The sequence below is a fragment of the Streptomyces sp. NPDC005070 genome (assembly GCF_053600395.1).
On record NZ_JBSFZS010000035.1, the window covers coordinates 34,444 to 56,975 of the forward strand.

At 72.4% G+C, this 22,532-nt stretch carries 20 protein-coding genes and 1 pseudogene; 12 read left to right on the top strand and 9 right to left on the bottom strand.

The features are described from left to right. Window positions 1-53 precede the first annotated feature (53 nt). Genes ACWEBX_RS14540 through ACWEBX_RS14560 form a run of 5 tightly spaced genes read left to right on the top strand, consistent with a single transcriptional unit; the run spans window position 54 to window position 4,866 of the window. Window positions 54-1,337 carry an SDR family oxidoreductase gene (locus ACWEBX_RS14540; protein ID WP_451885193.1) on the top strand — a complete coding sequence of 428 codons (1,284 nt, stop codon included), beginning with the start codon at window positions 54-56 and terminating at the stop codon, window positions 1,335-1,337. Continuing rightward, window positions 1,334-2,278, top strand: coding sequence for a nucleoside-diphosphate kinase (locus ACWEBX_RS14545; protein WP_451885194.1), 945 nt, complete (start codon window positions 1,334-1,336; stop codon window positions 2,276-2,278). The genes ACWEBX_RS14540 and ACWEBX_RS14545 overlap by 4 nt, the downstream gene beginning before the upstream one ends. 10 nt (window positions 2,279-2,288) lie before the next feature. Next, the gene (locus tag ACWEBX_RS14550; protein WP_451885195.1) at window positions 2,289-3,269 is read left to right on the top strand and encodes a ScbA/BarX family gamma-butyrolactone biosynthesis protein; all 981 of its coding nucleotides are present in this window, start codon (window positions 2,289-2,291) and stop codon (window positions 3,267-3,269) included. 47 nt (window positions 3,270-3,316) lie between these two features. Next, window positions 3,317-4,216 (top strand): hypothetical protein, encoded by a 900-nt coding sequence (locus ACWEBX_RS14555; protein WP_451885196.1) that lies wholly within the window; start codon window positions 3,317-3,319, stop codon window positions 4,214-4,216. After that, on the top strand, window positions 4,213-4,866 hold the full coding sequence (locus tag ACWEBX_RS14560; protein WP_451885197.1) for a nitroreductase family protein: 654 nt from the start codon (window positions 4,213-4,215) through the stop codon (window positions 4,864-4,866). The genes ACWEBX_RS14555 and ACWEBX_RS14560 overlap by 4 nt, the downstream gene beginning before the upstream one ends. A 200-nt stretch (window positions 4,867-5,066) precedes the next feature. Here ACWEBX_RS14560 and ACWEBX_RS14565 read toward each other — a convergent pair whose 3' ends face one another. Both ACWEBX_RS14565 and ACWEBX_RS14570 read right to left on the bottom strand, forming a co-directional pair. Then, window positions 5,067-5,363 (bottom strand): hypothetical protein, encoded by a 297-nt coding sequence (locus ACWEBX_RS14565; protein WP_451885198.1) that lies wholly within the window; start codon window positions 5,361-5,363, stop codon window positions 5,067-5,069. A gap of 138 nt (window positions 5,364-5,501) precedes the next feature. Then, on the bottom strand, window positions 5,502-6,242 hold the full coding sequence (locus tag ACWEBX_RS14570; RefSeq protein WP_451885199.1) for a DUF4142 domain-containing protein: 741 nt from the start codon (window positions 6,240-6,242) through the stop codon (window positions 5,502-5,504). A gap of 224 nt (window positions 6,243-6,466) precedes the next feature. Between ACWEBX_RS14570 and ACWEBX_RS14575 the strand changes: the two genes are divergently transcribed. Genes ACWEBX_RS14575 through ACWEBX_RS14585 form a run of 3 tightly spaced genes read left to right on the top strand, consistent with a single transcriptional unit; the run spans window position 6,467 to window position 9,983 of the window. Further along, window positions 6,467-7,120 carry a TetR/AcrR family transcriptional regulator gene (locus tag ACWEBX_RS14575; protein ID WP_451885200.1) on the top strand — a complete coding sequence of 218 codons (654 nt, stop codon included), beginning with the start codon at window positions 6,467-6,469 and terminating at the stop codon, window positions 7,118-7,120. Then, window positions 7,117-8,484, top strand: a complete 1,368-nt coding sequence (locus tag ACWEBX_RS14580) for an MFS transporter (protein ID WP_451885201.1) — start codon at window positions 7,117-7,119, stop codon at window positions 8,482-8,484. The genes ACWEBX_RS14575 and ACWEBX_RS14580 overlap by 4 nt, the downstream gene beginning before the upstream one ends. Beyond that, on the top strand, window positions 8,481-9,983 hold the full coding sequence (locus ACWEBX_RS14585) for a pyridoxal phosphate-dependent decarboxylase family protein (RefSeq protein WP_451885202.1): 1,503 nt from the start codon (window positions 8,481-8,483) through the stop codon (window positions 9,981-9,983). Before ACWEBX_RS14580 ends, ACWEBX_RS14585 begins: the two co-directional genes overlap by 4 nt. 76 nt (window positions 9,984-10,059) lie before the next feature. On the opposite strand, the gene ACWEBX_RS14590 is transcribed toward ACWEBX_RS14585, so the two are convergent. Together ACWEBX_RS14590 and ACWEBX_RS14595 are read right to left on the bottom strand one after the other, a co-directional pair. Beyond that, window positions 10,060-10,233 (bottom strand): hypothetical protein, encoded by a 174-nt coding sequence (locus ACWEBX_RS14590; RefSeq protein WP_451885203.1) that lies wholly within the window; start codon window positions 10,231-10,233, stop codon window positions 10,060-10,062. Window positions 10,234-10,260: 27 nt separating this feature from the next. After that, window positions 10,261-10,617, bottom strand: a complete 357-nt coding sequence (locus tag ACWEBX_RS14595) for a PRC-barrel domain-containing protein (RefSeq protein ID WP_451885221.1) — start codon at window positions 10,615-10,617, stop codon at window positions 10,261-10,263. Between the two features lie 94 nt (window positions 10,618-10,711). On the opposite strand from ACWEBX_RS14595, the pseudogene ACWEBX_RS14600 reads away from it, so the two are divergent. Continuing rightward, window positions 10,712-10,813 (top strand): annotated as a pseudogene (locus ACWEBX_RS14600) (arginase family protein); the annotation flags it as partial. A gap of 88 nt (window positions 10,814-10,901) precedes the next feature. Here ACWEBX_RS14600 and ACWEBX_RS14605 read toward each other — a convergent pair. Next, the gene (locus tag ACWEBX_RS14605; protein ID WP_451885204.1) at window positions 10,902-11,843 is read right to left on the bottom strand and encodes a helix-turn-helix domain-containing protein; all 942 of its coding nucleotides are present in this window, start codon (window positions 11,841-11,843) and stop codon (window positions 10,902-10,904) included. Window positions 11,844-12,197: 354 nt separating this feature from the next. Between ACWEBX_RS14605 and ACWEBX_RS14610 the strand changes: the two genes are divergently transcribed. After that, window positions 12,198-13,565: an MFS transporter gene (locus ACWEBX_RS14610; protein WP_451885205.1), complete on the top strand. Its 1,368-nt coding sequence runs from the start codon at window positions 12,198-12,200 to the stop codon at window positions 13,563-13,565. A gap of 28 nt (window positions 13,566-13,593) precedes the next feature. On the opposite strand, the gene ACWEBX_RS14615 is transcribed toward ACWEBX_RS14610, so the two are convergent. After that, complete coding sequence (locus tag ACWEBX_RS14615) at window positions 13,594-14,628, bottom strand: helix-turn-helix transcriptional regulator (protein ID WP_451885206.1); 1,035 nt, start codon at window positions 14,626-14,628, stop codon at window positions 13,594-13,596. A gap of 194 nt (window positions 14,629-14,822) precedes the next feature. Then, window positions 14,823-15,203: a hypothetical protein gene (locus tag ACWEBX_RS14620; RefSeq protein ID WP_451885207.1), complete on the bottom strand. Its 381-nt coding sequence runs from the start codon at window positions 15,201-15,203 to the stop codon at window positions 14,823-14,825. 470 nt (window positions 15,204-15,673) lie between these two features. On the opposite strand from ACWEBX_RS14620, the gene ACWEBX_RS14625 reads away from it, so the two are divergent. Continuing rightward, window positions 15,674-17,068: an MFS transporter gene (locus tag ACWEBX_RS14625; RefSeq protein ID WP_451885208.1), complete on the top strand. Its 1,395-nt coding sequence runs from the start codon at window positions 15,674-15,676 to the stop codon at window positions 17,066-17,068. Window positions 17,069-17,222: 154 nt separating this feature from the next. On the opposite strand, the gene ACWEBX_RS14630 is transcribed toward ACWEBX_RS14625, so the two are convergent. Next, window positions 17,223-18,149: a pyridoxamine 5'-phosphate oxidase family protein gene (locus ACWEBX_RS14630; RefSeq protein ID WP_451885209.1), complete on the bottom strand. Its 927-nt coding sequence runs from the start codon at window positions 18,147-18,149 to the stop codon at window positions 17,223-17,225. A 4-nt stretch (window positions 18,150-18,153) separates the two neighbouring features. Further along, window positions 18,154-18,846, bottom strand: a complete 693-nt coding sequence (locus ACWEBX_RS14635) for a hemerythrin domain-containing protein (protein WP_451885210.1) — start codon at window positions 18,844-18,846, stop codon at window positions 18,154-18,156. A 201-nt stretch (window positions 18,847-19,047) separates the two neighbouring features. On the opposite strand from ACWEBX_RS14635, the gene ACWEBX_RS14640 reads away from it, so the two are divergent. Beyond that, window positions 19,048-22,494, top strand: coding sequence for a BTAD domain-containing putative transcriptional regulator (locus tag ACWEBX_RS14640; RefSeq protein WP_451885211.1), 3,447 nt, complete (start codon window positions 19,048-19,050; stop codon window positions 22,492-22,494). Window positions 22,495-22,532: the final 38 nt, after the last annotated feature.

The window sequence follows — 22,532 nt, forward strand, 5'->3', positions numbered from 1 at the left end:
CGGCGCCGGGCGCCCGAGCAACCCACCCGACGTTCCGTGCGGAGGATCCACCGATGTCCGATCCGATGAACTCCGAACCCGAGCCGTCTCGTTCGAAGGCGGCCGGACCTGAGGCGTCTCGGTCGAAGGCGGCCGAGTCCGAGGTGTCTCGGTCGAAGGCGGCCGGACTCAAGGCGTCTCGTTCCAAGGCGGCCGAACCGACGGCACCCGGCCCCGCGGTGTCCCACCCGAGGGCGTCCGGCACCCCGGAGTCCGCGCCGATGACCGTGCTGGTGACCGGCGCCAGCGGGTTCGTGGGCGCCGAGGTGACCGCCCGGCTCACCGCCGCCGGCCACACCGTCCTGGCCGTGCTGCACCGCAACGGCGACCTCGTCCGCAACAACGGCAGAAAACTCCATCCCGGGCCGGGCACCCTCACCCGGATGACCGGTGACATCACCCACCCCGGTCTCGGGCTGAGCGGCGCCGACCGGCGGCTCGCCGCCACCGCCGACCGGATCGTCCACTGCGCCGCCGTCACCGACTTCGGACTGCCACCGGGCCGGTACGAGCGCGTCAACGTCGAGGGCACCCGGCACGTCCTGGGCCAAGCCCTGGCAGCCCGTACCCCCTTGGTCCACGTCGGCACCGCCTACGTGTGCGGCGAACGCGACGGCATCGCGTACGAGGACGAACTCGACCTCGGTCAACGCCCCGGCAACGACTACGAGAAGAGCAAGCTGGCCGCCGAGACCCTGGTCCGCAAGGCGGCGGCGGACGGCCTGCCCGTCACCGTGGTCCGGCCGAGCATCGTCACCGGCGCCACCCGCACCGGCCGGGTCCGCGACCTCAAGACCATCTACCCCGTGCTCCGGGTGCTGACCAGGGGCCTGGTGCGCACGGTGCCGGGCCACCTGGACGCCGTCCTCGACCTGGTCCCGGTCGACCGGGTCGCCGACCTGGTGACCGAGGCCGCCATCCGTTTCCCGGACGCCGAGGGGCGCACCCTGCACGCCGTCGGCCACGCGCTGACCCTGCGGGACATGTCCGACGTACTCGCCGAGTACCCGTCCCTCCACGTGCCGCGGTTCGTCCCCCCGTCCGCGTTCTCCGCCACGGCCCTGCCCGGCAGCGAACGCCCCTACTACGACCGGGTCGTCTCCCTGTACGCCCCCTACTTCCGGCGCCGCGTCCGCTTCGACACCACCCACACCGAAGCCTTCGGCCACCGCCCGCCCGCGACCGGCGCGCATGCCTACCTGCGGCGCCTGCTCGACCACTGCCTCGCCACCGGCTATCTCGGCCCGCCCCCGCCCCGGGAGCGGGCCGCCCGACCCGACGGGAGCGCGCACCGATGACCACCGCCCACCTCGCCGAACCCTCGTACGGCATACCCGTCTCACCACTGCTGACCTGCCACCCCGACAAGCGGCGGCTGTACGGCGCCGACACCTACTACCAGGAGAGCCACGGCCAACTCGCCGCCCTCACCGAAGACATCACCGGATTCGCCCACCGGCACGCGCTGCTGCTGCTCAAGCCCGACGCCGTCGTGGCCCGTCGGCTGGAGGCGGCCGCGGACTGGCTGGCCGGGCAGGGCTTCAGGATCGTCGGCGCGGCCGTCACCCGGCTGACCCGCACCATGATCCGCTCCCTCTGGTACTTCCAGTGGAACCTCGCCACCCCCTACCGCAGGCGGCTGGCCGCACTCTTCCTGGAGGACGCCGACGCCCTCGTGCTCCTCGTCCGGCCCGTTCACGACCTGGACGTGCCCGCCTCGGTCGAACTCACCCGGCTCAAGGGCCCCACGGACCCGGACGCCCGCCGGCCCGGTCAGCTCCGTCATCTCCTCGGACGCTACAGCTACTTGCTGAACCTGGTGCACACCCCCGACGAACCCGCGGACGTGCTGCGTGAGTTGGCCGTCCACTTCGACGAGGCCGAGCGCGACCGCCTGTTCCGCTCCGCCCTCGCCGACGAGGACCGCACCGCGCACGCAAGGGAGTCGGCCGCTCTGCTGTACGCCGCCACGGAACCCCGGGACCTCGACTTCGACCCCGCCGTCGCCCGGTTGCACGACGCCGTGGCCCGGCACCGGGGCGCCGACGCCTCCGCCACCCCGCGCACCCTGCTGGAGACCGCCTGGCGCCTGGGCGTCGACCTCGACCCGTGGGACGCCGTCATCGTCGGCTCAAAGGTGCTTCCCATGCGGCAGCCGGGCCGGGCACCCGTACTGGACGGAGCCGACGCCGACACCTGGCGCCGACACCTGGACACCGTCCGCGCCACGACGAAGTGAGGAGCGGCCCATGCAGTTCACCCGGACACTCCCCAAGCAACTGGTGCACCGCTCCAAGGTCGCGGAGGTCTTCCTGACCGACGCCGAGCGCCGCGGCGAGGACGAGATGCTGCTGGCCGCACGCTTCCCCCGCCGTCACGCCTTCTACGACGACACCCTCGGCCCCGGCGACCGGCTCGACCCCTTCCTGCTCCTGGAGGCGTGCAGGCAGGGCATCTTCGTGGTGGCCCACCGCCACCTCGGCGTCCGGCTGGGGCACAAATTCCTGCTCCGGGCCGTCGAGTTCGAGGTGCCTGACCCGGCCGCCCTCACCCGGAGCGACCGGCCCACCGAGGCGGTCGTCGCCACCCGGATCGAGAGGCGGTTCCGGACCCAGGCCGGAGTACGGGGTCTGCGGCTCCGCTTCGCCCTCGCCATCGGCGGCCGCGAGGCCCTGCTGGCCCGTATCGACTATTCCTGGATGCCGCCCGGCGACTGGACGCGGCTGCGGGCCGGACAGCGCCGCGCACTCGGGCTGCCCGCCGTGCCCGTCGCACTGCGCGGACCCCACGCCGAACCCGCACTCGTCGGCCGGCGCACCCCGGCCAACACGGTCATCTCCCCGCCGCGCACCGAGGAGGACGGCACCCACACGGCACACCTGCTCGCCGAGACCGACCACCCCACCCTCTACGACCACTGGGTGGACCACGTGCCGGGCATGCTGGAGCTGGAGGCCTTCCGCCAACTCGCCCTGCGCGCCTGCGTGTCCGCCGGAACCGTCCGCACGCCCAGCCCGCTGCCGGTCGCCCTGGCCGCGCGGTTCCGCCGTTTCGCCGAGATGGATCTGCCGCTGGAGTGCCGGACCGCTCCGGCCCTCCCGGGCGCCGACATCGAGTGCACCCTGCGCCAGCCCGGCACCCTGGCCGCCGAGGCCCGTATCCGGCTCGCCGACGCGGATGCCGGACCCGCGCGTGGCTTCGCGGCGCCAACCACCCACAGGGCCGCATGAGTTCGGCCCACCCGAACCGAGACACACCCGACCGGAAGGTCTCCGGAGTGACCAGCGTCGCCGCGCCACACGTCCCCGCCCGACTGGGCCGGTTCGTGCTGCGCAGGTTCCGGCCGCAGATCTACGTCACGTACGGACTGCTGTGGGTCCTCGCGCTGGAGGGTACGGCGGTGGCCGCGACGGGTACGGCCTGGCGTGCCTCCGGCGCCACCGCGATCCGGGTCGTCAGCGTCGTACTGGCCCTGCTGTTCCTGCGGATGCTGGACGAACAGAAGGACCTCGCCCACGACCGTGTCCACCACCCGGACCGGCCGCTCGTCACCGGTGCGATCACCGCGGGCGAACTGCGCGGTGCGATGGCGGTGATCACCGTGGTGGTGGCCGGTCTGAACGCGGCCCGCTCGCCGGCCGATGCCCTGCTGATCCTCGCGGCCCTCGGATACGGGCTGTTCCTCGCCCCGCTGGAACGGCTGCTTCCCGCGATGGGCGACCGGCCGCTGCTCGGCCTGGCGGTCACCTACACGGTCCAACTCCTGCTCAGTGTCTACGTCTACGGGTCCCTCGCCACCGCCGGGACCATCACCGCCGACTGGAGCGGCGCCGCGCTGCTCGCCCTGTGCGCCTGTGTCTTCCTGCACTTCGAATGCGCCCGCAAGACCGCCTGGGAGGCCGCGCCGGGCGCCCGGCTGTATTCGGCCGAGCTCGGTCCGAGGCGTGCCGCGGCGGTGACGGCCGGCTTCGCGGCCGGTGCCGTCGTCTGCGAGGTCCTGCTGTTCGCCCCGCGCGGTCCGCTCGCGCTGCTGCCCTGCCTGGCGGCAGCCCTTCCCGCCCACGGCACCCGGCGGTTCCTGGCCGCCGGGCGCGGCGCGTGGCCGCTGCCCGCCGCGATCGCCTTCGTCGTGGTCACCCATCTCGCGTTGGCCGTCATGGCGGTGCTGCTGCCGTGACCGGCGAACGCTCCCTCACCTGCGAGGAGTTGCTGACCACCACGCGGTCGGTGCGGCATGGCCTCGACCTGGACCGAGCCGTGGAACCGGCCCTCGTCGAGGACTGTCTGCGCATCGCCCTGCAGGCGCCGAACGGCAACAACCGGCAGAACTGGCGCTGGATCCTGCTCACCGACCCGCGCGTGCGGGCGAAGGTCGCCGAGGTGTACCGGACCGCGTTCTACGAACGCAACGCGGCCGGGCTCGACCGGCTGACGGAGTTGCCCGAGGCCTCGCGCTCGGTCCTCACCGGCGCCCGGACGCTGGCCGACCGGATGCACCGGGTACCGGCCCTGGTCATCCCGTGTCTCGAAGTGCCCGGCGGACGGCTGCCCACGGGCAACCAGGCCGGGCTGTGGGGTTCGTTGCTGCCGGCCGCCTGGAACTACGCCCTGGCCGCCCGCAGCCGCGGCCTGGTCACCGCCTGGACGACCGTCCACCTGGACCGTGAACGGGAGATCGCCGACCTGCTGGGCCTGCCGCCGACGGTCCGCCAGGGCGCCCTGCTGCCGACGGCGCACCCCCTCCGCACCACGTTCCATCCGGGCCCGAGGCAACCCCTGGACCAGGTCCTGCACCACAACGGCTGGCAACCCACGCACCCGAACTGACCCCCGGGAAGCCGAATGCAGTCCCACCGATCACGCGAGAACGCGGTTGCCCCGTGGTGCGGTCGGCCACGGTCAACGACGGCTCCTCGCAGCCGAGATGCGCCGTTCACCCGGGTCGCCGCTACAGCCGAGGCGCCCTGGGGAACAGCGCCGCCGACAGGCCTCCGTCGCTCGCTCGATACGGTGCACCAGCTAGTGGATCAACGGTTCAAAGGCTGACGCTGAGCCAACCCGATCAACCCTGTGGCAAGCAACATCGCCAGGGCTCCGGACATCGACACCACGAAGCGGACGTCCGGCGCCGTGATCAGCGAGCCGCCGACCAACTGAGCGACAAGTGCGATCGTCATGGTGAGCTGCGCCCAACCGAAGAGAGCCGGGCGGACGATCCGGCTGCGCAACCAGGGTGGCAGCCAGCCCCAGCCAAGGGTGGCGACCGCCCCGCAGGCGACAAGCAAGGCCATCGCGCCGAGCAACGCGGCAACGTACGAACTCATGATCGACCCCTCGGTTCCGGAGAGGGATCATGGCACACCCTGCGCACGTGTGACCGGCCGGACCGGGCGCCGTCGACGGATTCCTCGTCGCCGAGGTGGCCGAAGGCTCTTGCTCCGCACCGGGGTTCGGTGCCCGGGTCAGCCGACCGTCGGGCTGGGAGTCGGGCTGTTGGTGTTCACGTTGAGGTCGGGGCGCGGTGTCAGGACGACGATCGGGGCACCCGGCTGCGGCGCGGGCGGCGTGAGCTGGTCCTTGGGGAGCGTCGGCGGGGCGCTCTGCTGAGCGAGGACCGCTGGGAAGTCGATGGTGCCGGTCTTCTCCATCATGGTGATGTGGTCGAGCACGGTGTCGTTCGCGAGGTTCGCGAGCTCTCGCACCAGCGAGTTGTTGGTGTTGGCGCGCACCTTGGCGATCACCGAGAAGATGGAACCGTGCGTGACGCGCAGGATGTTGGCGGTGGTCCTGTCGAACTCCTTGCCGCTCAGGGCCGCGGAGGTCGCCACGAACTGCTGCTGCTGCGGAGACGCCTGGTTGGGCAGGGTGATGTTGAGCTGGATGGCGACCTTGCGGTCCAGCTCATCCAGACGGGCGTGACCCACGATCAGGTGCTTGCCGGCCTCCCGCATCGCCGGAGTCGAGCCCTTCTGCAGCGCGATCTCGCCCAAGGGGTACTCCCACAGCCCGGCCGCGCGAACCTTGACGACGAAGTCACGGTCCCCTTCGGTGAGCGGGCCCCACTGGGTGTCCTCGATGACGCGGGTCTGGGCGCTGGACGTGGTCTGGAAGCCGAGCATGGTCGGGTATACCAGAGCGGCGAGAGTCAGAGTCACCGCGCCGCCCACGAAGACCGTTCCTGCCAAGTTGCGTGAGACGGGCATGATGCCTCCTGACGTGTCGATCAGATGTCACAAGGGGTACGGATGCCGCGGCCCCATTGATCATTCTGCTGGGTAAAAACTGACCGCTTCCGTGTGTCGTGCGTCACAGTCGGTGCACAGGTCATGGGCCCGGCGCAGTCGGAGAACGCGCTCTCCCCGGCACGCGCGAAATCGTCTCCATCAATCGATTGATCGATGGGAGTGGGCGGCATATCCTCCCCGCCATGTCCGACTCTCCGCCCGCCTCACCGCCCCCCGTCCCATCACCCGCCGACGCCAGCCGCGAACGCATCATCGCCGCCGCCACCGCCCTCTTCGCCGACCACGGCTACGACGGCACGAGCACCCGGCGGATCGCCGCCGAGGCCGGGCTGAACATGGCCACCGTCGCCTACCACGTCGGCGGGAAGCCGGACCTCTACCGGGAGGTCATGCTCCGCGCCCACCTCGCCGAACAGCGGGTGCTGACGGACGCGCTGGCCGCGTTCCGGGAGCTCGCGCCCACCGATCCGGTCGCGGCCGTCACCGGCCTGGTCGACCGGTACCTCGACTTCTGTCTCGACCAGCCGCACATCCCGGCCCTGTGGATGCGCCGCTGGCTCTCGGACGCCGCCGAGTTCGCCGACCTGGAGGCCACGTACGCACGGCCGCTCATCGAGTCGGTCCGCGACACCGTGCGCGAGGTCGTCCCCTCCGTACAGTCCACCGAGCCGGCAGACGTCGAGATGACCGTCTACACGGTGCTGTGGAGCACCCACAGCTTCTGCCGTTCGGGCATCCGCGCCCAGGTCCCGCGCTTCCGCGCCCACCTGCGCGCCCTCGTCCTGCGTGACCTCGGGCTCCGTGCCCCGCAACCGCGCGACCGGGAGCGCGGATGACGACCGCCCTGGTCCCCCCGACCTCCGTCGGTGAAATCACCCGACGCCGCCTGTTCGTCTACGGACTCGGCTCGGTCGGCACCGGCCTCTTCTCCACCGTTCCCGGCCTGCTGCTCCTCTACTTCATGACCGACGCCCTCGGCGTCCCCGCCGGCATCGCCGGACTCGTCGTCGCCCTGCCCAAGGCCTGGGACGCCGTCTTCAACCCTGTGGTCGGGGCCGCGAGCGACCGTGAGGCCGTCCGCACCGGCCGGCGGACCCGGCTGCTCGTCGCCGGCGGGCTCGCGCTGCCCGCCGCGTTCGCGGCGATGTTCCTGTCCCCGATGACCGGCACGGGCGCGGCGGTGTGGGTGACGGTCACCTTCGTCCTGGCCGCCAGCGCCTTCTCGCTGTTCCAGGTGCCGTACGTCGCCCTGCCCGCCGAGATGTCCTCCGTGCCGTCCGTCCGCACCCGGATCATGGTCTGGCGGATCGTCTTCCTGACCCTGGGCATCCTCGTCGCCGGCGGCGCGGCACCCCTCGTGGTCGACGCTGCGGGCGGAGGCCGCACGGGGTACGCGACGATGGGCCTGACCGTGGGCCTCGTCATCGCGGCGGTCCTGCTGGTGCCCGCGCTCGGTACCCGCTGGGTGCGCTCACGGCCCGGACCCGAACCCCTCGGACTCGGGGCCGCCTTCCGTACGGCACGTGGCAACCGCGCCTTCTTCGCGCTGCTGCTCTCCTTCGTGCTCCAGGCCGCCGCCGTCGCGATCATGCTGGCCGCCGCGCCGTACGTCGCCACCTACCGGCTCGGCGGCTACGGGCTGACCTCGATGCTCTTCGTCTGTCCGGTCGCACCCAGCGCCGTCGCCGTCCCGCTCTGGGCCAGGGCCGCCGCACGGTGGGGACGGCTGCGCTGCCTCACTATCGCCACCTGCGGTTACGCCCTCGGCGCCGCCGCCCTGCTCCCGGCCGCCGGAAGCGGCAGCGGCACCGTCGCGGTCGCCGCGACCCTCGCGCTCTGCGGGCTGCTCGGCGTCTGCTACGCGGCCCTGCAGGTCCTGCCGCTCGCCCTGCTCCCCGACACGGTGCACGCCGACACGGCGCGGACCGGACAGGTCCAGTCGGGCGCGTTCACCGGACTGTGGACGGCCGGGGAGACCGTCGGCCTCGCGGCCGGACCCGGCGCCTACTCGATCGCCCTGGCCGCCACCGGCTTCGTCTCCTCGACCCTGGACCACCCGGTTGCCCAGACCGCCACCGCGCGCACCGGCATCCTCCTCGGCTTCAGCCTCGTCCCCGCCCTGCTCATGCTGCTCTCCCTGCCCGCCCTGCGCGCCTACGGCCGCCGCCGCGCCGTACGAGAAACGGAAACCACCCGATGACGACTCCCCAGCAGACCGCCGCCGACGCCCCGGCCGCCCACCCGGGTCTGCCCGAGACGGGCCGCTCCGGCGCCGAACTTCTCGCCGAACTCGCCGTCCTCACCGCCGCCGACCTGCCCACCCGAGGCGGCAACACCACGGCCTATGTCTACGACAGCGGCCGCCCCGAGGTACGCGAGGCCGCCGAACAGGCCTACCTGACGATGATGGAGGTCAACGGCCTGGACCCGACCGCGTTCCCCAGCATCGTCACGCTCGAACGCCAGGTCGTCGGCGCGACCGCCACCCGCCTCGGCGGTGACGACACCACCCCGGGCATCTTCACCAGCGGCGGCACCGAGTCGATCATCCTCGCGGTGAAGGCCGCCCGGGACGCCCGCCCGGACGTCCTCGCCCCGGAGATCGTCGTCCCCGTCACCGCCCACGCCGCCTTCCACAAGGCCGGCAGCTACCTTCGGGTCACCGTGCGCAGCGCGCCCGTCGACCCCGTGACCTACCGCGCCGACCCGGCCGCGATGGCCGAACTCTGCAACGAGAACACGGTCCTCGTCGTGGCCTCGGCCCCGTCGTACGCCCACGGCGTCATCGACCCCGTCGCCGAGATAGCCGCTGACGCCGCCGCCCGCGGCATCCCCTGCCACGTCGACGCGTGCGTCGGGGGCTGGCTGCTGCCCTGGCTCGCCGACGCCGGCGCGCCCGTCCCGCCCTTCGACCTCTCCGTCCCCGGCGTCACCTCCCTCTCCTGCGACCTGCACAAGTTCGGCTACGCCCCCAAGGGCGCCTCGGTCCTGCTGTTCCGTGACGAGGCCCTGCGCCTCGACGCCTACTACGCCTGCGCCACCTGGCCCGGCTACAGCGTCGTCAACTCCACGATCCAGAGCAGCAAGGGAGCCGGTCCGCTCGCCGGAGCCTGGGCCACCCTCCAGGCTCTCGGCGCCGACGGCTACCGCGAACTGGGCCGCGCCGCCCTGTCCGCGACCCGCAGGCTGATCGCCGGAGTCGAGGACATCGACGGCCTCACCGTTCTCGGCACCCCCGAGGCCACCCTGGTCGCGATCGGCACCGACCCGGCGGCCGAGACCCCGCTCGACCTCTTCGCCCTCGCCGACGAGACCCGCGCCCGGGGCTTCTTCCTCCAGCCGCAGCTCAGCCTCGACGGCCTGCCGGCCAACCTGCATCTGACGCTCACCGGAGTCAGCGAGCGAGGGGTCGAGGAACTGCTCGCCGTCCTGCGCGAGTGCGTCGACGTCGTCCGTCCGCTCGGACCCCCGACACCGCCCGCGGACATCGTCGACCTGCTCGGGCAGGTGGACCTGACCGAACTCGACAACGCCTCCTTCGCGGCGCTGCTCCCGGCGGCGGGTGTCGACCTGAGCGGCGACAACGCGGCCCGGATGGCCCCGGTCAACCGCCTCCTGGACGCCCTTCCGGCGACGACCCGCGAGGTGATCGTCACCCGTTTCCTGTCCGCTCTCTACAGCCCGTACCTGGGAGGGTGAGCCGCCGGGCCGGGGCGACGCGGGTGACCGCCGCGCCGCGGCGACCGGTCCGCGCCGGTCGGGGCGGGCGTCGCGCTCACCGCGCGACGCGCTGCTTCCGGCCACCGTGGCGCAGGCGCAGGCCGGCGTAGACGAGATCGGCGAGAAGGACGACGACGCCGATGACCAGCAGGTAGAACAGGCCGTGGGCGGCGACTCCGATGATGCCCAGCACGACGGCCACGAGGATCAGGAACAGGAACACGCTCATCGGTTCTCCTGGGGCTCTCGGCGCGGGTCAGCGACGGGCGAGACGGCGCTCGCCCTGGAGACCCGGCGTGTACTTGAGCTCGTAGTGCGCGAAGACCTCCGGCTCGTCCGTCGCGGGCAGCACGCCGTCCGTGTCGATGGACGGGGCGCTCCTCACCAGACCGCGGTCATGGGCGACCCTCAGGTAGCCGGGTCCGACGGTCGCGCGGTCCAGGGGTACGAACACCAGACGACGGCGCGTGGGCAGGCCCACGGTCACGGTGGCGAAGGAGGGATCGTCGGTGGCCGTGTCGACGTAGACGGACTCCAGGGTGCCGATCTTGTGGCCGTCGGGGTCCACCACGTCGTGACCACGCCATTCTCGGATGTCGCCTGCCTCGAACATCATGCTCCTCCGGTGCGGGGGTTCTCTGCGGGAGTACCCCCGATCGCGGGTCTGATGCCCGGTGGCCCGGTGGCCTGGCGGTCAGAATGGGCGGATGCGCCGCCTCGTGGTCATCGACGCCCCGTCCCATCTCGGCCTCCGGCCGCCCGACGAGGGCACCGTGCCCGGGTGGTACACCGTCGCCGACCTCCTCCAGACCGCCGTCACCGGCGCCTCCGGCACCTGACCGGAACGGGCCCGCACGGCCCACGTGCCCCCGGAGCCGAGGCCGCGCGGAGGCAGATTCAGCCGGCCGAGGCGTGGGCCGGGGACAGTGTGCCGGCGGGGCCCGGTTCGTCGGCCGGCTCCGGATGGTCCGAGCGCGCCGACTGCGGTCGCGCGTCAGCCGCGTCGAGGCGGAACATCGCGGTCTCGTCCAGGGTGCCGGGTGCGGCCTGGTAGACCACCATCCGCTGGCCGCCCGTCCGGGCCAGACGCATGACCTCGTAGGTCAGCGTCATCGCTCCGACCCGCGGATGCCGGAAGGACTTCTGCCCGCCCCCGCGTTCGCAGACGTCGTACCGCTCCCAGAGCCGTGCGAACTCCTGTGACTTCACGACCAGTTCACCGACGAGGGTGGTCAGCTCGGGGTCGTCCGGGTCCGCTCCGGCGACCGCCCGCAGATGGGCCACCGAGAGGGCGACCGTCTCCTCCCACGGCTCGTAGAGCGTCCGGCCGACCGGGTGGAGGAAGAGGTAGCGGGTCAGATTGCGCTGCTCCCGGGGCCAGTCCCAGAGTCCGGGCAGCAGCCGCCGACCGGGCGGATTCGCGGCCAGTACACGGTTGTAGCGGCTCACCACGTAGGCCGGGAGCGGACGCACCGACTCCAGCATCCGCAGCACCGAGTCACGAACCGTGTGGTCGGCTGAGGCGGGCAGCTCGCCGGCCCGCCCGGACGCCAACTCCACCAGCTCGTAGAGCCGTTCGTAACCGTCGCCGCGCAGCCGCAGGGCACGGCCGAGGCCGTCCACCACGGCGGGGGAGGGATTGGTCTCCCGGCCACGCTCCAGGCGGATGTAGTAGTCGACGCTCACTCCGGCCAGCGCGGCCAGTTCCTCCCGGCGCAGTCCGGGAGTGCGGCGCAGTCCCGCGCCGGCCGGCAGGCCGACGTCCTCCGGCCGGACCTGCGCCCTGCGGGCCTTCAGATATCTGCCGAGTTCGGTGCCCCGCACGTCTGTTGCTGCCATTCGGCCCATTCTGGCAGGCCGACGGGGAACGTGGGGGGCCCTGTCAGACCCTGGAACACCGCACCCCGGGAACAGGCCGGTCTGCCGGACCGCCGCGCGGAGGCGGAGAGTTGATTCCGAAGCGGGCGGCCCGACCGCCGAGGCCCAGGGCGTGCGAGGCACAGGACCGCGGCCCCGGCGGTCCGGCGCCGCCCGCCGACTCTCCCCGACCACCGTCGATTCCTTTTGCCTGCCGAGGAGTTCATGATGCGCACCTCTGTTCCTTCAGCGGCCACCGCGACGGCCCGTGGCCACGGTCGGCGGTCGTCGACGTCCAGGCTCCGGCGAGAAACGCCGCACGGGTCCCGACCAGCGATGCCGGCCGTCGGCGTGGCCGCCGTGCCATCGCGTGGCGGCGTCGCCCTGATCGCCGCGCTGCTCGGCTTCACGGTGATCACCATCGACGTCTCGGCCGTCAACATCGCCCTGCCCGCCATCGGCACGTCACTCCGTGGCGGGATGACCGGACTGCAATGGGTGGTGGACGCGTACACCCTGATGTTCGCGGCCTTGATGATCTCCGCGGGCGCCCTCGCCGACCGTGCGGGCGCCCGTCGCGCCTACGCCTGGGGCGTGGCCCTGTTCACCCTCGCCTCCCTCGGCTGCGCACTGGCACCCGGCATCGGCGTGCTGGTCGCCGCGCGCGTGGCGCAGGGCGGCGCCGCCGCGATCGTGCTGCCGGCCTCGCTGGCACTGATCCGCCAGGCGTACGACGACGCCCGGGCGCGCGCCCGCGCCATCGCGCTGTGGACCGTCGGCGGTTCGGTGGCGATGGCCGCGGGTCCGGTGCTGGGCGGTCTGCTCACCGACTCGGCCGGCTGGCGAGCGGTCTTCCTCCTCAACCTCCCCGTGGGCGCGGTGATCCTGGGCCTGCTGGTCCGGGTGCCGCGTTCCGCGCGCCGTCCCGCCGCGGTGGACGCCGGCGGACAACTCACCGCCGTACTGGCCCTCGCCGGGCTGGCCTTCGCGGTGATCGAGGGCGGCCACCTGGGCTGGACCAGCGGCCCCGTGGCGGCGGCCGCGGCGCTCGCCGTCGCCTCCGGGTGCGCCTTCGTCATGGTGGAGACCCGGCACCGTCGGCCCATGGTCCCGCTGGGCATGCTGACCGACCGCCGGGTGGCCGTCCCCTTGGCAGTAGGCTTCGCCGTCAACGCCGCCTTCTACGGCGGGATCTTCCTTCTCGGCCTGTACTACCAGCAGTTGCGCGGAATGTCGGCGATCGAGGCGGGGCTGATGTTCGTCCCGATGTCCGCGGTGGTGACGGCGACCAACCTCGTCTCACCGCGACTGGCGGAGCGCGTCGGGCGGCGGCCTGTGATCGTCGCCGGTCAGTTGATCTTCACGGGAGCGATGCTGGCCATGCTGCCGCTCGCCGCGCACACTCCCGTGTGGCTGGTACTGGTCCTGTTGCTGCCGCTGAGCATCGGCGGGGCGCTCGTGGTGCCCGCGTTGACCGCGCTGCTGATGGACACCGTCCCGGGAGAACGCGCGGGGACGGCGTCGGGACTGCTCAACTCCTTCCGCCAGACCGGCGGTGCTCTCGCCGTCGCCCTCTTCGGCGGCCTGCTCTCCGGCTCCGGCGCGGACTTCTCCCTGCCGGGCATGCGCATCGGCCTGCTCGCCGTCGCCGCCCTCCTCATCGCCACCGCCGCGGTGTCCCGCCTCCTCCTGCCCCGCGGCTGACCGGTGGGGGAGACGGGGGACGGCCGGTTCATCGCGAAAGGCTCGACAAGAGTTCCTCACGACTATTGACACCCGTCTTTCGATAGATCGCCTTGAAATGATCGTTGACGGTGTGCTGGGAAAGGTTGAGGCCGCGCGCGATCTGCTTGACGGCCAGCCCGTCGAGAGCCCGCCTGATCACCTCCTGTTCCCGCGAGGTGATCCCGTACAGAACGGCCGCGGCGGGCAGCAGTACGTCGGAGGAGGCGGATTGGATGGTCACCGCGACACCGCCGAGATCAGAATCGTCGAGCCGTTGGGCCTCCAGAACGATCCACCCGTCAGGGCCGGGGATACGGCTCAGTGCTTGACGGCCAGGCTGCCGTGCCATGAGGGCTATGTTCCAGACGTGCGCGAATATCTCGCTCTCGTCAGCGGAATCGGCGTCCTGGACGAGTTTGCTCACCCATTCATGGCCGGTTCGGGTCACCGCCCTTATCGTGTCGCTGCCGTCGATCACCACAATTCCGGGTGAGGGCGCGCTGCGAACGGGACGCAGGAAACGACCGGCGACATACTGCTTCAGCGCCTCCGTCATGGGGCCGGCCAGTCGGCCGGCGTTCACCGCGTCGGCCGTCGAGAAAGGTCTGCTGCCTCTCGCTCTCAGCAGGACCAGCAAGCCCCAGGTCATCCCTTTGAGGGTCAGCGCGACGCGCATCTCACTGCCGACGTCGGTCGTGTTCATGATCTCCTGGTGCCGGACACGGTGCCGTCTGCCGGGTGGGTCGGATGCGAGGACCGCGACAGGACGGCCCTTTCCGACCAGCGCGGTCAAGGTGTGCTGACGGTGCCCGAGGATTTCCGCGGATTCCAGTTCACGATAGAAGGTTGCCGCATAACCATGTTCCTTGGTGAGGAAACATGCCGCGCCCGTGATCGGGTCGACTCCTCTTAACATGTATCCGTCGTGCGGTACGAGTTCCGCGATCTGCCGTGAGATCACCGAACCCAGTTCAGGGATTGTCGTGGCCTCCGCCACCGCAGGCGCCAGCGTGCGGGCTGTCTGTTCCACGTCCGGATTCATGGAAGGAGTGTGGATCTGCACCGCTCGACGAGCACAGATTCGCGGCATGTTGGCCGAGAGGTGACATTCCTTGGCGTGTAAGCGGCAACCGTCGCGAAATCGGAATTGGAGCTTTCTCTTCCCGTCCTTTCCGTTCTTTCCACGCGGTCGCCCGGTCTCGAGTGGTCAAGGACCGGGCGACCGGGTTCATTCCGTCAGCACTCCGGAATGGCCCCGTCGTGGAACGCCTCGTTGCTGTCCACGTAGGCCCCGTAGGTCCACCCCGTGACGAAGACTTCCTGGCCGGTGGTGGCGGTGTACCGCTCCGACACTGTGTGGTACCAGACGTTTCCGCGGTTGCTGATGTTGTCGCCGCGGTCCCAGCAGTCGGCGACGATGGCGTCGCCGAACCTCAGGTCCGGCACTCCCACCTTGCCGAATCGCGTGTGCGGGGTGTTGAAGACGCCCGCACTGGCACCCGTGACGGGGATCAACGCGTTCGCGGCGGACGCGCTCCCGACCCCCAGAGCCAGCGCACCGGCGCTCAGTACCGCGACGATGCCGCTGCGACGCGGCAGGACACTCTTCATCATCATTTCCCCCTGGTTGTTCGCCGGCAATCGCTGCCGGGCGGATGCACCGTGGACCGGAGCACACCCAGGACGATGCCCTGGCCGGAAGGCCGGGTGAATCCCCCAGAAACAGGGGGGTGACAGGGGGACACCGGTGAGCCTGTCGGCCCGAAGTCGGCCCGAACCCGGCCCCGAAGCGAGCGGCGACGTGATCTCCGGGCGGGGGTGTACTGTCGGAGCACTGGAAGTAGAAACGTGTGTTCACCGCAGGACATCGACGCGAGTCGATGGAGCGGGGGACACACGCGCATACGCGGTGCCGGACGGGCCGCCACTTCTTCACCTCGAAGGAGTGCGCTGTGCATGTTCGTCGTCCTGGAGCCGCCGAGAAGGCCGGTGCTCCCCCCGAAGCCTCCCGCTCAGCACGATCCCTCCGCCATGCCTCGCCTCGTTCCCTCCGCGAAGCGGGAGTAGCCCTCGCCGGGCTGTCAGCGGTGTTCCTGTTCGAGATGCTCGACAACTCGATCCTCAACGTCGCGTTGCCGACCATCGGTCGTGAGCTGTCGGCGTCGACGACTGTTCTGCAGTGGGTCACGGGCGTGTACGCCGTCGTGTTCGGCGGGCTGATGCTGGCCCTCGGCGCGCTGGCCGACCGGGTCGGCCGCCGCAAGGTCATGCTGGTCGGGCTGGTGCTGCTGGGTGGGGCGAGTCTGGCGACCGCGTTCGTCACGACGGCGGAGCAACTCATCGCCGTCCGGGCGGCCATGGGCGTCGCGGCCGCGATGACGACACCGGGTTCCCTCGCGCTGGCGTTCCGCCTGTTCGACGACGACGCGCTCCGCGTCCGTGCGACCACGCTGATCTCGACCGTCGGACTGGTCGGCCTCGCGATCGGGCCCACGGCCGGTGGCTTTGCCCTCGCTGTCGCTCCGTGGCAGATGCTGCTGCTGGTGAACGTGCCGATCGCCGCACTCGCGTTCATCGGCATCCGGCGCGGCATCCCCGCCGACAAGGCGGACGAGCTGCACAGGGCCCCGATCGACGGAACCGGTGCCCTGCTCGGCACGGCCGCGATCGTGCTGACGCTCGTCGCGCCCACGCTGTTCGTCGACGCGGGTACCGCGCCGCTTCTCCCGTGGCTGACCACGGCGGCGGCCGCCCTGACGGCCGTGCTGTTCGTCGTCCGCCAGCGAGTCGCCCGCCATCCACTGCTCGACCTCGAACTCGTCGCCCGCCCCCTCGTGTCGAGCGGCCTGGCCTTCAAGGCCGCCGCGAGCCTCGCGACCGCCGGACTCGGCTACCTGGTGACCCTGCAGCTCCAGCTCGACCTGGGCTGGACACCCGCCCAGGCGGCTCTGGGCATGCTGCCGCAGGTCGTCGTGCTCATCGCGGGAGGTGCGCTCATCGGTCCGCTGGTCACGCGCGTCGGCCTCGACAAGGCCGCCTGGCTCAGCGCGGGAGCCGTCGTATGCGGGCTCGCCGTCTACGGGCTCCTGGGCCGCTTCGGCTACGGGTGGATCGCTCTCGCGCTCATGCTCGTCGCCGCCGGTATGCGCGTCGTGGGTGTCGTCGCCGGGACCAACGTGATGCGCGGCCTCCCGGCCAACCGCACCACCATCGGATCGGCGCTGGTGGACACCGCGGGCGAAGTCACCACCGGCATCGGCATCGCGGTCGGCGGAACCATTCTCGCGGCACTCTTCACCGGCGACATCGCCACGTCGCACTGGAGCACTCACCAGACCACGCAGTTCCGCGACGCGATCACCTGGGCCGGCCTCGCTCTCACGCTCCTGACCGCGGCGCTGGTGGGATGGGGCATCACGCGGGCCCGTCGCGGCACGGACAGCACGACCTGGTCGCCTGCGTCGGCTCCGGACGGTGCTTGAGGGAGAACGGGCATCGGGCCCCTCCCCACGGTGCTTGAGGGTGACGGGCATTGGTCCCCTTTCCGCCCCGCTCTCGGGAGACAGCCGTGGAGGCTGCCTCCCGGGGGCTGCCCAGGGCCGGCGTGTACCGGCGCTCGCCGCGCGGACGCGTGGGTCAGCCCCCGTCGCCCCGGCGTGCCTGGCGGGCGAGGGCCCGGAAGTCCTGCCAGCGCACCTGAGGCCGCTCAAGCCCGCGGCGCCGCAGATAGCGGGCGGTGGCCCGTCGGGTCGTGCGCAGCACGGACACCGCCTCGCTCGCGCGGCCCGAGCCCATCGGCTCCACCACGCCCGACGGGACCAGCAGCAACCCGCCGTCCGCCGCGCGCAGTTCGCCGCGTACGAGCGCGTTGTGCATGTTGTTGAGACGCTCGTCGTGCCGGTGCACCAGCAGGGAGGCCGGGCCCGGTACGGCCGCGCAGTCGGCCGGCACGTCCACGGCGAAGCCGCCGTCCGCGGGCACGGGCCGAGTGCGTGCGAGCACCGGCGCGCCCGTGGCGTCACGGGCGGCGAGCACCGCCGTCGGGTTTCGAACGAGCAGCCCGGCGCCGGGCAGCGGACTGTCCCCCTGGGCCGGCGACTGTGCCCCGGCCGGCAGCGGCGGCCGCACCACGACCTGCTCGGGGGTCACGGTGATCAGCAACCGCAGGTAGTACCAGTCCATCACGCGGCGCAGCGGAGGAAGGACGTACGCCCGGCTGTGCGGCTGCCGTTCGAACAGCATCCGCCAGTAGTCCTCGGCGCCCTGAGGACCCGTCATGATCTCGTCGGGGCACTCGGCGTGCCCTCCGACGAAGATCTGCCGGGGCTCCTTCAGACCGCTGCCGGTGGGTTCGGAGAAGAGCAGCGCGACGCGGCCGTCCCGGCGGATGTTCAGCGCCTTCTGGGCGAACGCGAGGGACGTGCTCAGCAGCAGCGTCCCGTCCGGCCGGCGCCGCACGGCCGTCGGCCAGGCGAGCGGGGTGCCGTCCCGGCCCAGGGTGGCGAACTCGCAGGTCCGGTAGGCGTCCAGGACGTCGAGCGGGGCGGAGTCGAGGAGAGGCATCGCGCTACTCCCCGGCCAGCGGGGCACGCAGGGCGCGACGGTAGGCGGCGTACTGGCGCCGGCCGAGGGCCCGCCAGAGCAGCCGCCCGATCAGCGGAACCCGGCCCAGGAAGTAGGCCTGTTCCTCGGGCGTCGCCTCCTCGAGGATCGCGCCGAGCGCCAGCATCCGCTTGTTCTTCGGTATGCCGTCCATGCCCCGCTCGCCGACCAAGTCCCATTCCGGGACGGTCAGATGCTCGGCGACGAGCGGCAGGACCGACCGCTCCTCCTCGTCGAGGCGGAGCAGCAGCGCCGCCCGGTGCGCGTCCAGGGCCAGGGCCAGTTCCTCCCCGGGGATCCGGTCGGCGGACCGCTCCCACACGGGGAGCCATTCGGCGACGGCCGCGAGCGTGCGGTCGATCTCCTCGTGCTGGAGCCTCATCCGGCCCACCAGTTCCCCGTCGTGCGCGGCACGGCTGCGCAGCAGCGGCCAGATCAACTCGTCCTCGGCGTGATGATGGTGGTGCAGGCCCATGGTGTAGTCCCGCAACGCCCCGGCGATCCGCGCCGCACGGGCCGTGTCCCCGTCGGGCACGGACCGCACCAGCCGGGGCAGCGTGGCCGACTCGCGGCGGAACACCCGGTGCACCACGACCATTTCGTGGGTATGAGGACGCTCGGCGGTGGAAGAGACGCCGTGGCTGCTGTTGAGGGACATGCTCACTTGCTCCAACGATCGGATGTGTACGAAGTCCGCTCCAGCGTCACGTGCCCCGCTTGGCGTTCACTTGGCGCCCGTCTTGGCGACCTGCCGAAGCGCACGGTTGCCGCCCGGGTCACGCGCGGCAGGCGTCCGAAGCGGCGGGCGTTTATCGTCCGTTGACGGAAGAGACCCAGGTCTCGGGTAGATTCCGCGGGCGTGCTGCGTTTGCGAGTCCTGGGTCCACTGGGCGCCGAGGTCACCGGGACACCGGTCGCCTTGGGCGCTCCGCGTCAGCGCGCCGTCCTCTCCCTGCTGATCGCCGCCCGGGGCACCCTCGTACCGGTGGACCGCATGACGGACGCGTTGTGGCGGGGCGAACCACCGGCCAAGGCGCTGGTGTCCCTGCACGCCTATCTGTCGAACCTGCGGCGCTGCCTGGAGCCGGGGCGGCCGCCGCGCACTCCGGCCACCATCCTGGTCACCGCCCCGCCCGGGTACGCCCTCAGACTGCCCGGGGACGCGGTGGACGCGTGGCGTTTCGAGACCTGGGTCGGCCGGGCCCGCAGCGCTCCGGCGGAAGAAGCGCGGATACGGCTGGCCGAGGCGCTCGGCTGGTGGCGGGGGCCGGCCTTCGCGGGGCACGCGGACGAACCCTGGGCCGCCAGCGAGATCGCCCGGCTCGACGGGCTGCGCGCCGAGGCACTCGAACTCGCCGTCGCCGCCGACCTGGCCACCGGCCGGGCCGCTCAGGCCGCGTGCGACGCGGAGGGCCTCGTCCAGGACAGTCCGCTGCGCGAGGAGGGCTGGCGGCTGTTGGCCCTGGCGCAGTGGGCCTGCGGCAGACAGGCCGACGCGCTCGCCTCGCTGCGCCGTGCCGGCGACGTGCTGCGCGAGGAGATCGGCTGCGATCCCGGCCCCGCCCTGCGGGAGTTGGAAGGTGCCGTGCTCGCCGGCCGGCTCGACCTCCTGCGCGCGGCGGCGCCGGAACCGGCCGCCCCGCTGCTCGTACCGGGCGCCCTATCGCCCGTACCGTCCGCCGTTCGGCCCGCACCAACCGCCGTACCGTACGCACCGGGTGCCGTTCCCGTACCGTCCGTCCCACCGGCCTCCGCCCCGCCCGCCCGTATCGCACCGCCGTCCGCCGGACCCGGCCTGTTCGTCGGCCGGAGCGCGGAGCTGCGTGCCCTGGACGCGGCGGCCCGGGCCGCCGGGCAGCGCGGTGGCATCGTGCTGGTCACCGGCGAGGCCGGTGCGGGCAAGTCCGCGTTCCTCGACCAGGCGGCCGCCCGCCTCAAGCGGTCCGGCTGGCGGGTCGTGATCGGGCGCTGTCCCGAGTACGAGGGCGCGCCGCCCGCCTGGGCCTGGGTGGAGGCGCTCGGCGCGCTCGCCCGTGAGGTGCCCCCGGCCGCGCCGGACGAACTCGCGGTCCTGCTGCGGGAGTCGGACGCAACGCTCGTCCCCGCCGGGGACGAGGCGGCCGCCGGACGCTTCCGTATGCACCGGGCTTTTTCCGCCTGGCTGCGGACCGCGGCCACCCGGACGCCGCTCGCCGTCCTGCTGGAGGACGTGCACCGCGCCGACGCCGAGACGCTGGCCCTCGTCGAGGCGGCCGCGGCGGTCACGGGGGTCCCGCTGCTCACCGTCGCCGGTTACCGGCCTTCGGACGTGGGCGACCATCTCCTCAAGGCCCTCGCCCAGTTGGCCCCCGCCGCCCCGCACCGGATCGCGCTCGGCGGTCTGGCCCCGCAGGACACCGGGACCCTGGTGGAAGCGGTCTGCGGGGGACCGGTCGACCCGGCAACGGTGGCCGCGCTCGCCGAACGCACCGGCGGGAATCCGTTCTACGTCCGGGAGAGCGCGCGTCTCCTCGCCGACGAAGGGGCTCTGGTCGCCGTCTCGGAAGTGCCGCAGGGCGTCCGTGACGTGCTGCGCAGGCGCCTCGCACTGCTGCCCGGCGCCGCCCGGACTGTCGTACAACTCGCGGCCGTGCTGGGCCTGGAGGCCGAGGCCGGTCTGCTCGTCGACGCCTCCGACGGGGAGGAGGACGAGGTCCTGGACGGGCTGGACGCGGCGCTGGCCGCCGGGCTGCTGGCCGAACCGGGCCCCGGCCGCGTCCGGTTCGTACACGCCCTCGTGCGGGACACCGTCTACGCGGACCTGTCCGGCGTACGACGAGCACGGCTGCACGCGCGCGTCGCACGGCTGCTGCGTCTGCACCGCCCGGGTGAACTCGCCGCTCTGGCGCATCACTTCGCGCACTCGGGCAGAGCGGAGGACGCCCCGCTCGCCGTCGACTACGCGCTGCGGGCCGCCGAGGCCGCCGAACGGCGTTACGCGCACGACGTCGCCGTCACCCTGATCCAGCAGGCCATCGACACCCACACGGCGGCGCCGGGCGAGGACACCCCGCCGGACCGGCTGATCGAGCTGTTGGTCCGTCTTCTCGGCGCCCAGGTCCGCACCGGTGCCACGGATGCCGCCCGCCGTACCCGGCGACGGGCGGTCGAACTCGCCGAACAGGCCGACCGGGGCGACCTGGTGGCAGCCGTCTACGGCGCCTGGACCGAACCCACCCCCTGGCGCAGCCGGTTGGACGGCCCGTACGACCGGATCGCCCTGGCCCGCCTCGAACGCCTCGCCTCTGACGGTGAGTTGGACGGTCCCACCCGCGCCCGGGTCCTCCAGGTGCTCGTCGACGCGGTCGCGGGCGAGGACGCTCCCCGCGCTCTGCGAGCGGCCCGCGACCAGCTCGCCCTGGCCCGCGCGGACGGTGAACCACGGTTGATGGCAGCCGCGTTGATGACGTCGGCGAGGCTGCTGCCGCACGAAGCCCACGCCGAGGTCCGGCCCCCGCTCACCGAGGAGCTGCGCGGCCTCGCGCACGCCCATGACCTGCCCGCGTACCGCTGGGTCTGTGAGCACCTCGACGCGATGACCGCCGCCGCCCGCAACGATCCCGCCGCGGTGCGCCGCCACACCGCCGAGGGGCTTGTGCTCGCCCGCCGTTACCGCCTGGTGTGGGCGCAGGGGCTGAGCGCCGCGGCCTCCGCCATGCTGGCCGCCGTCACCGGCCGCTTCGACGTGGCGGAGGCCCGCTACGCGGAGGCCGACACCCTGCTCCAGCGGGTCGGAGCCCATCACGCCACCGGATTGCGCACACTCGCCCTGATCAGCATGCGGCTCCTCCAGGGCCGCGCGGCCGACATCGAGCCGATGGTCCACGCCGTGTACGAGTCGGCCGGCGGCTCGGTCTCGGTGGCGCGGGCACTGGTCCTGGCACGTCTCGGAAGACTCGACGAGGCGCGAGCCGTACCCGTGTCCCCGGAGCCGATGCGTGACCATCTCTACGGCCTCGAACTGGACTTCCGCTCCCAGCTCGCCGTGCTCGTCGGCGACCACGCGGGCGCGGTGGCGCTCACCGGTCACCTGGAGCCACTGCGGGACCAGCTCGCGGGCGCGGCCGGCGTGGCCTACGCGAGCCGGCCCCTCGCGCACGCGCTCGCCGACCTGTACCGGTTCCTCGGCGAACACCGACGGGCGGCGGACGCCTACGCGCTGGCCGAGCGCACGGCACACGCCTGGGGATCGGCGCATCTCGCCGAACACGCCGCCAAGGCCGCCGCGGACCTGTCGGCCGAACACAGCCGCCGACGCACCCTCTAGGAGCTCGGCGTCCCCGGACAAGATGCCGCCGCGTCCCC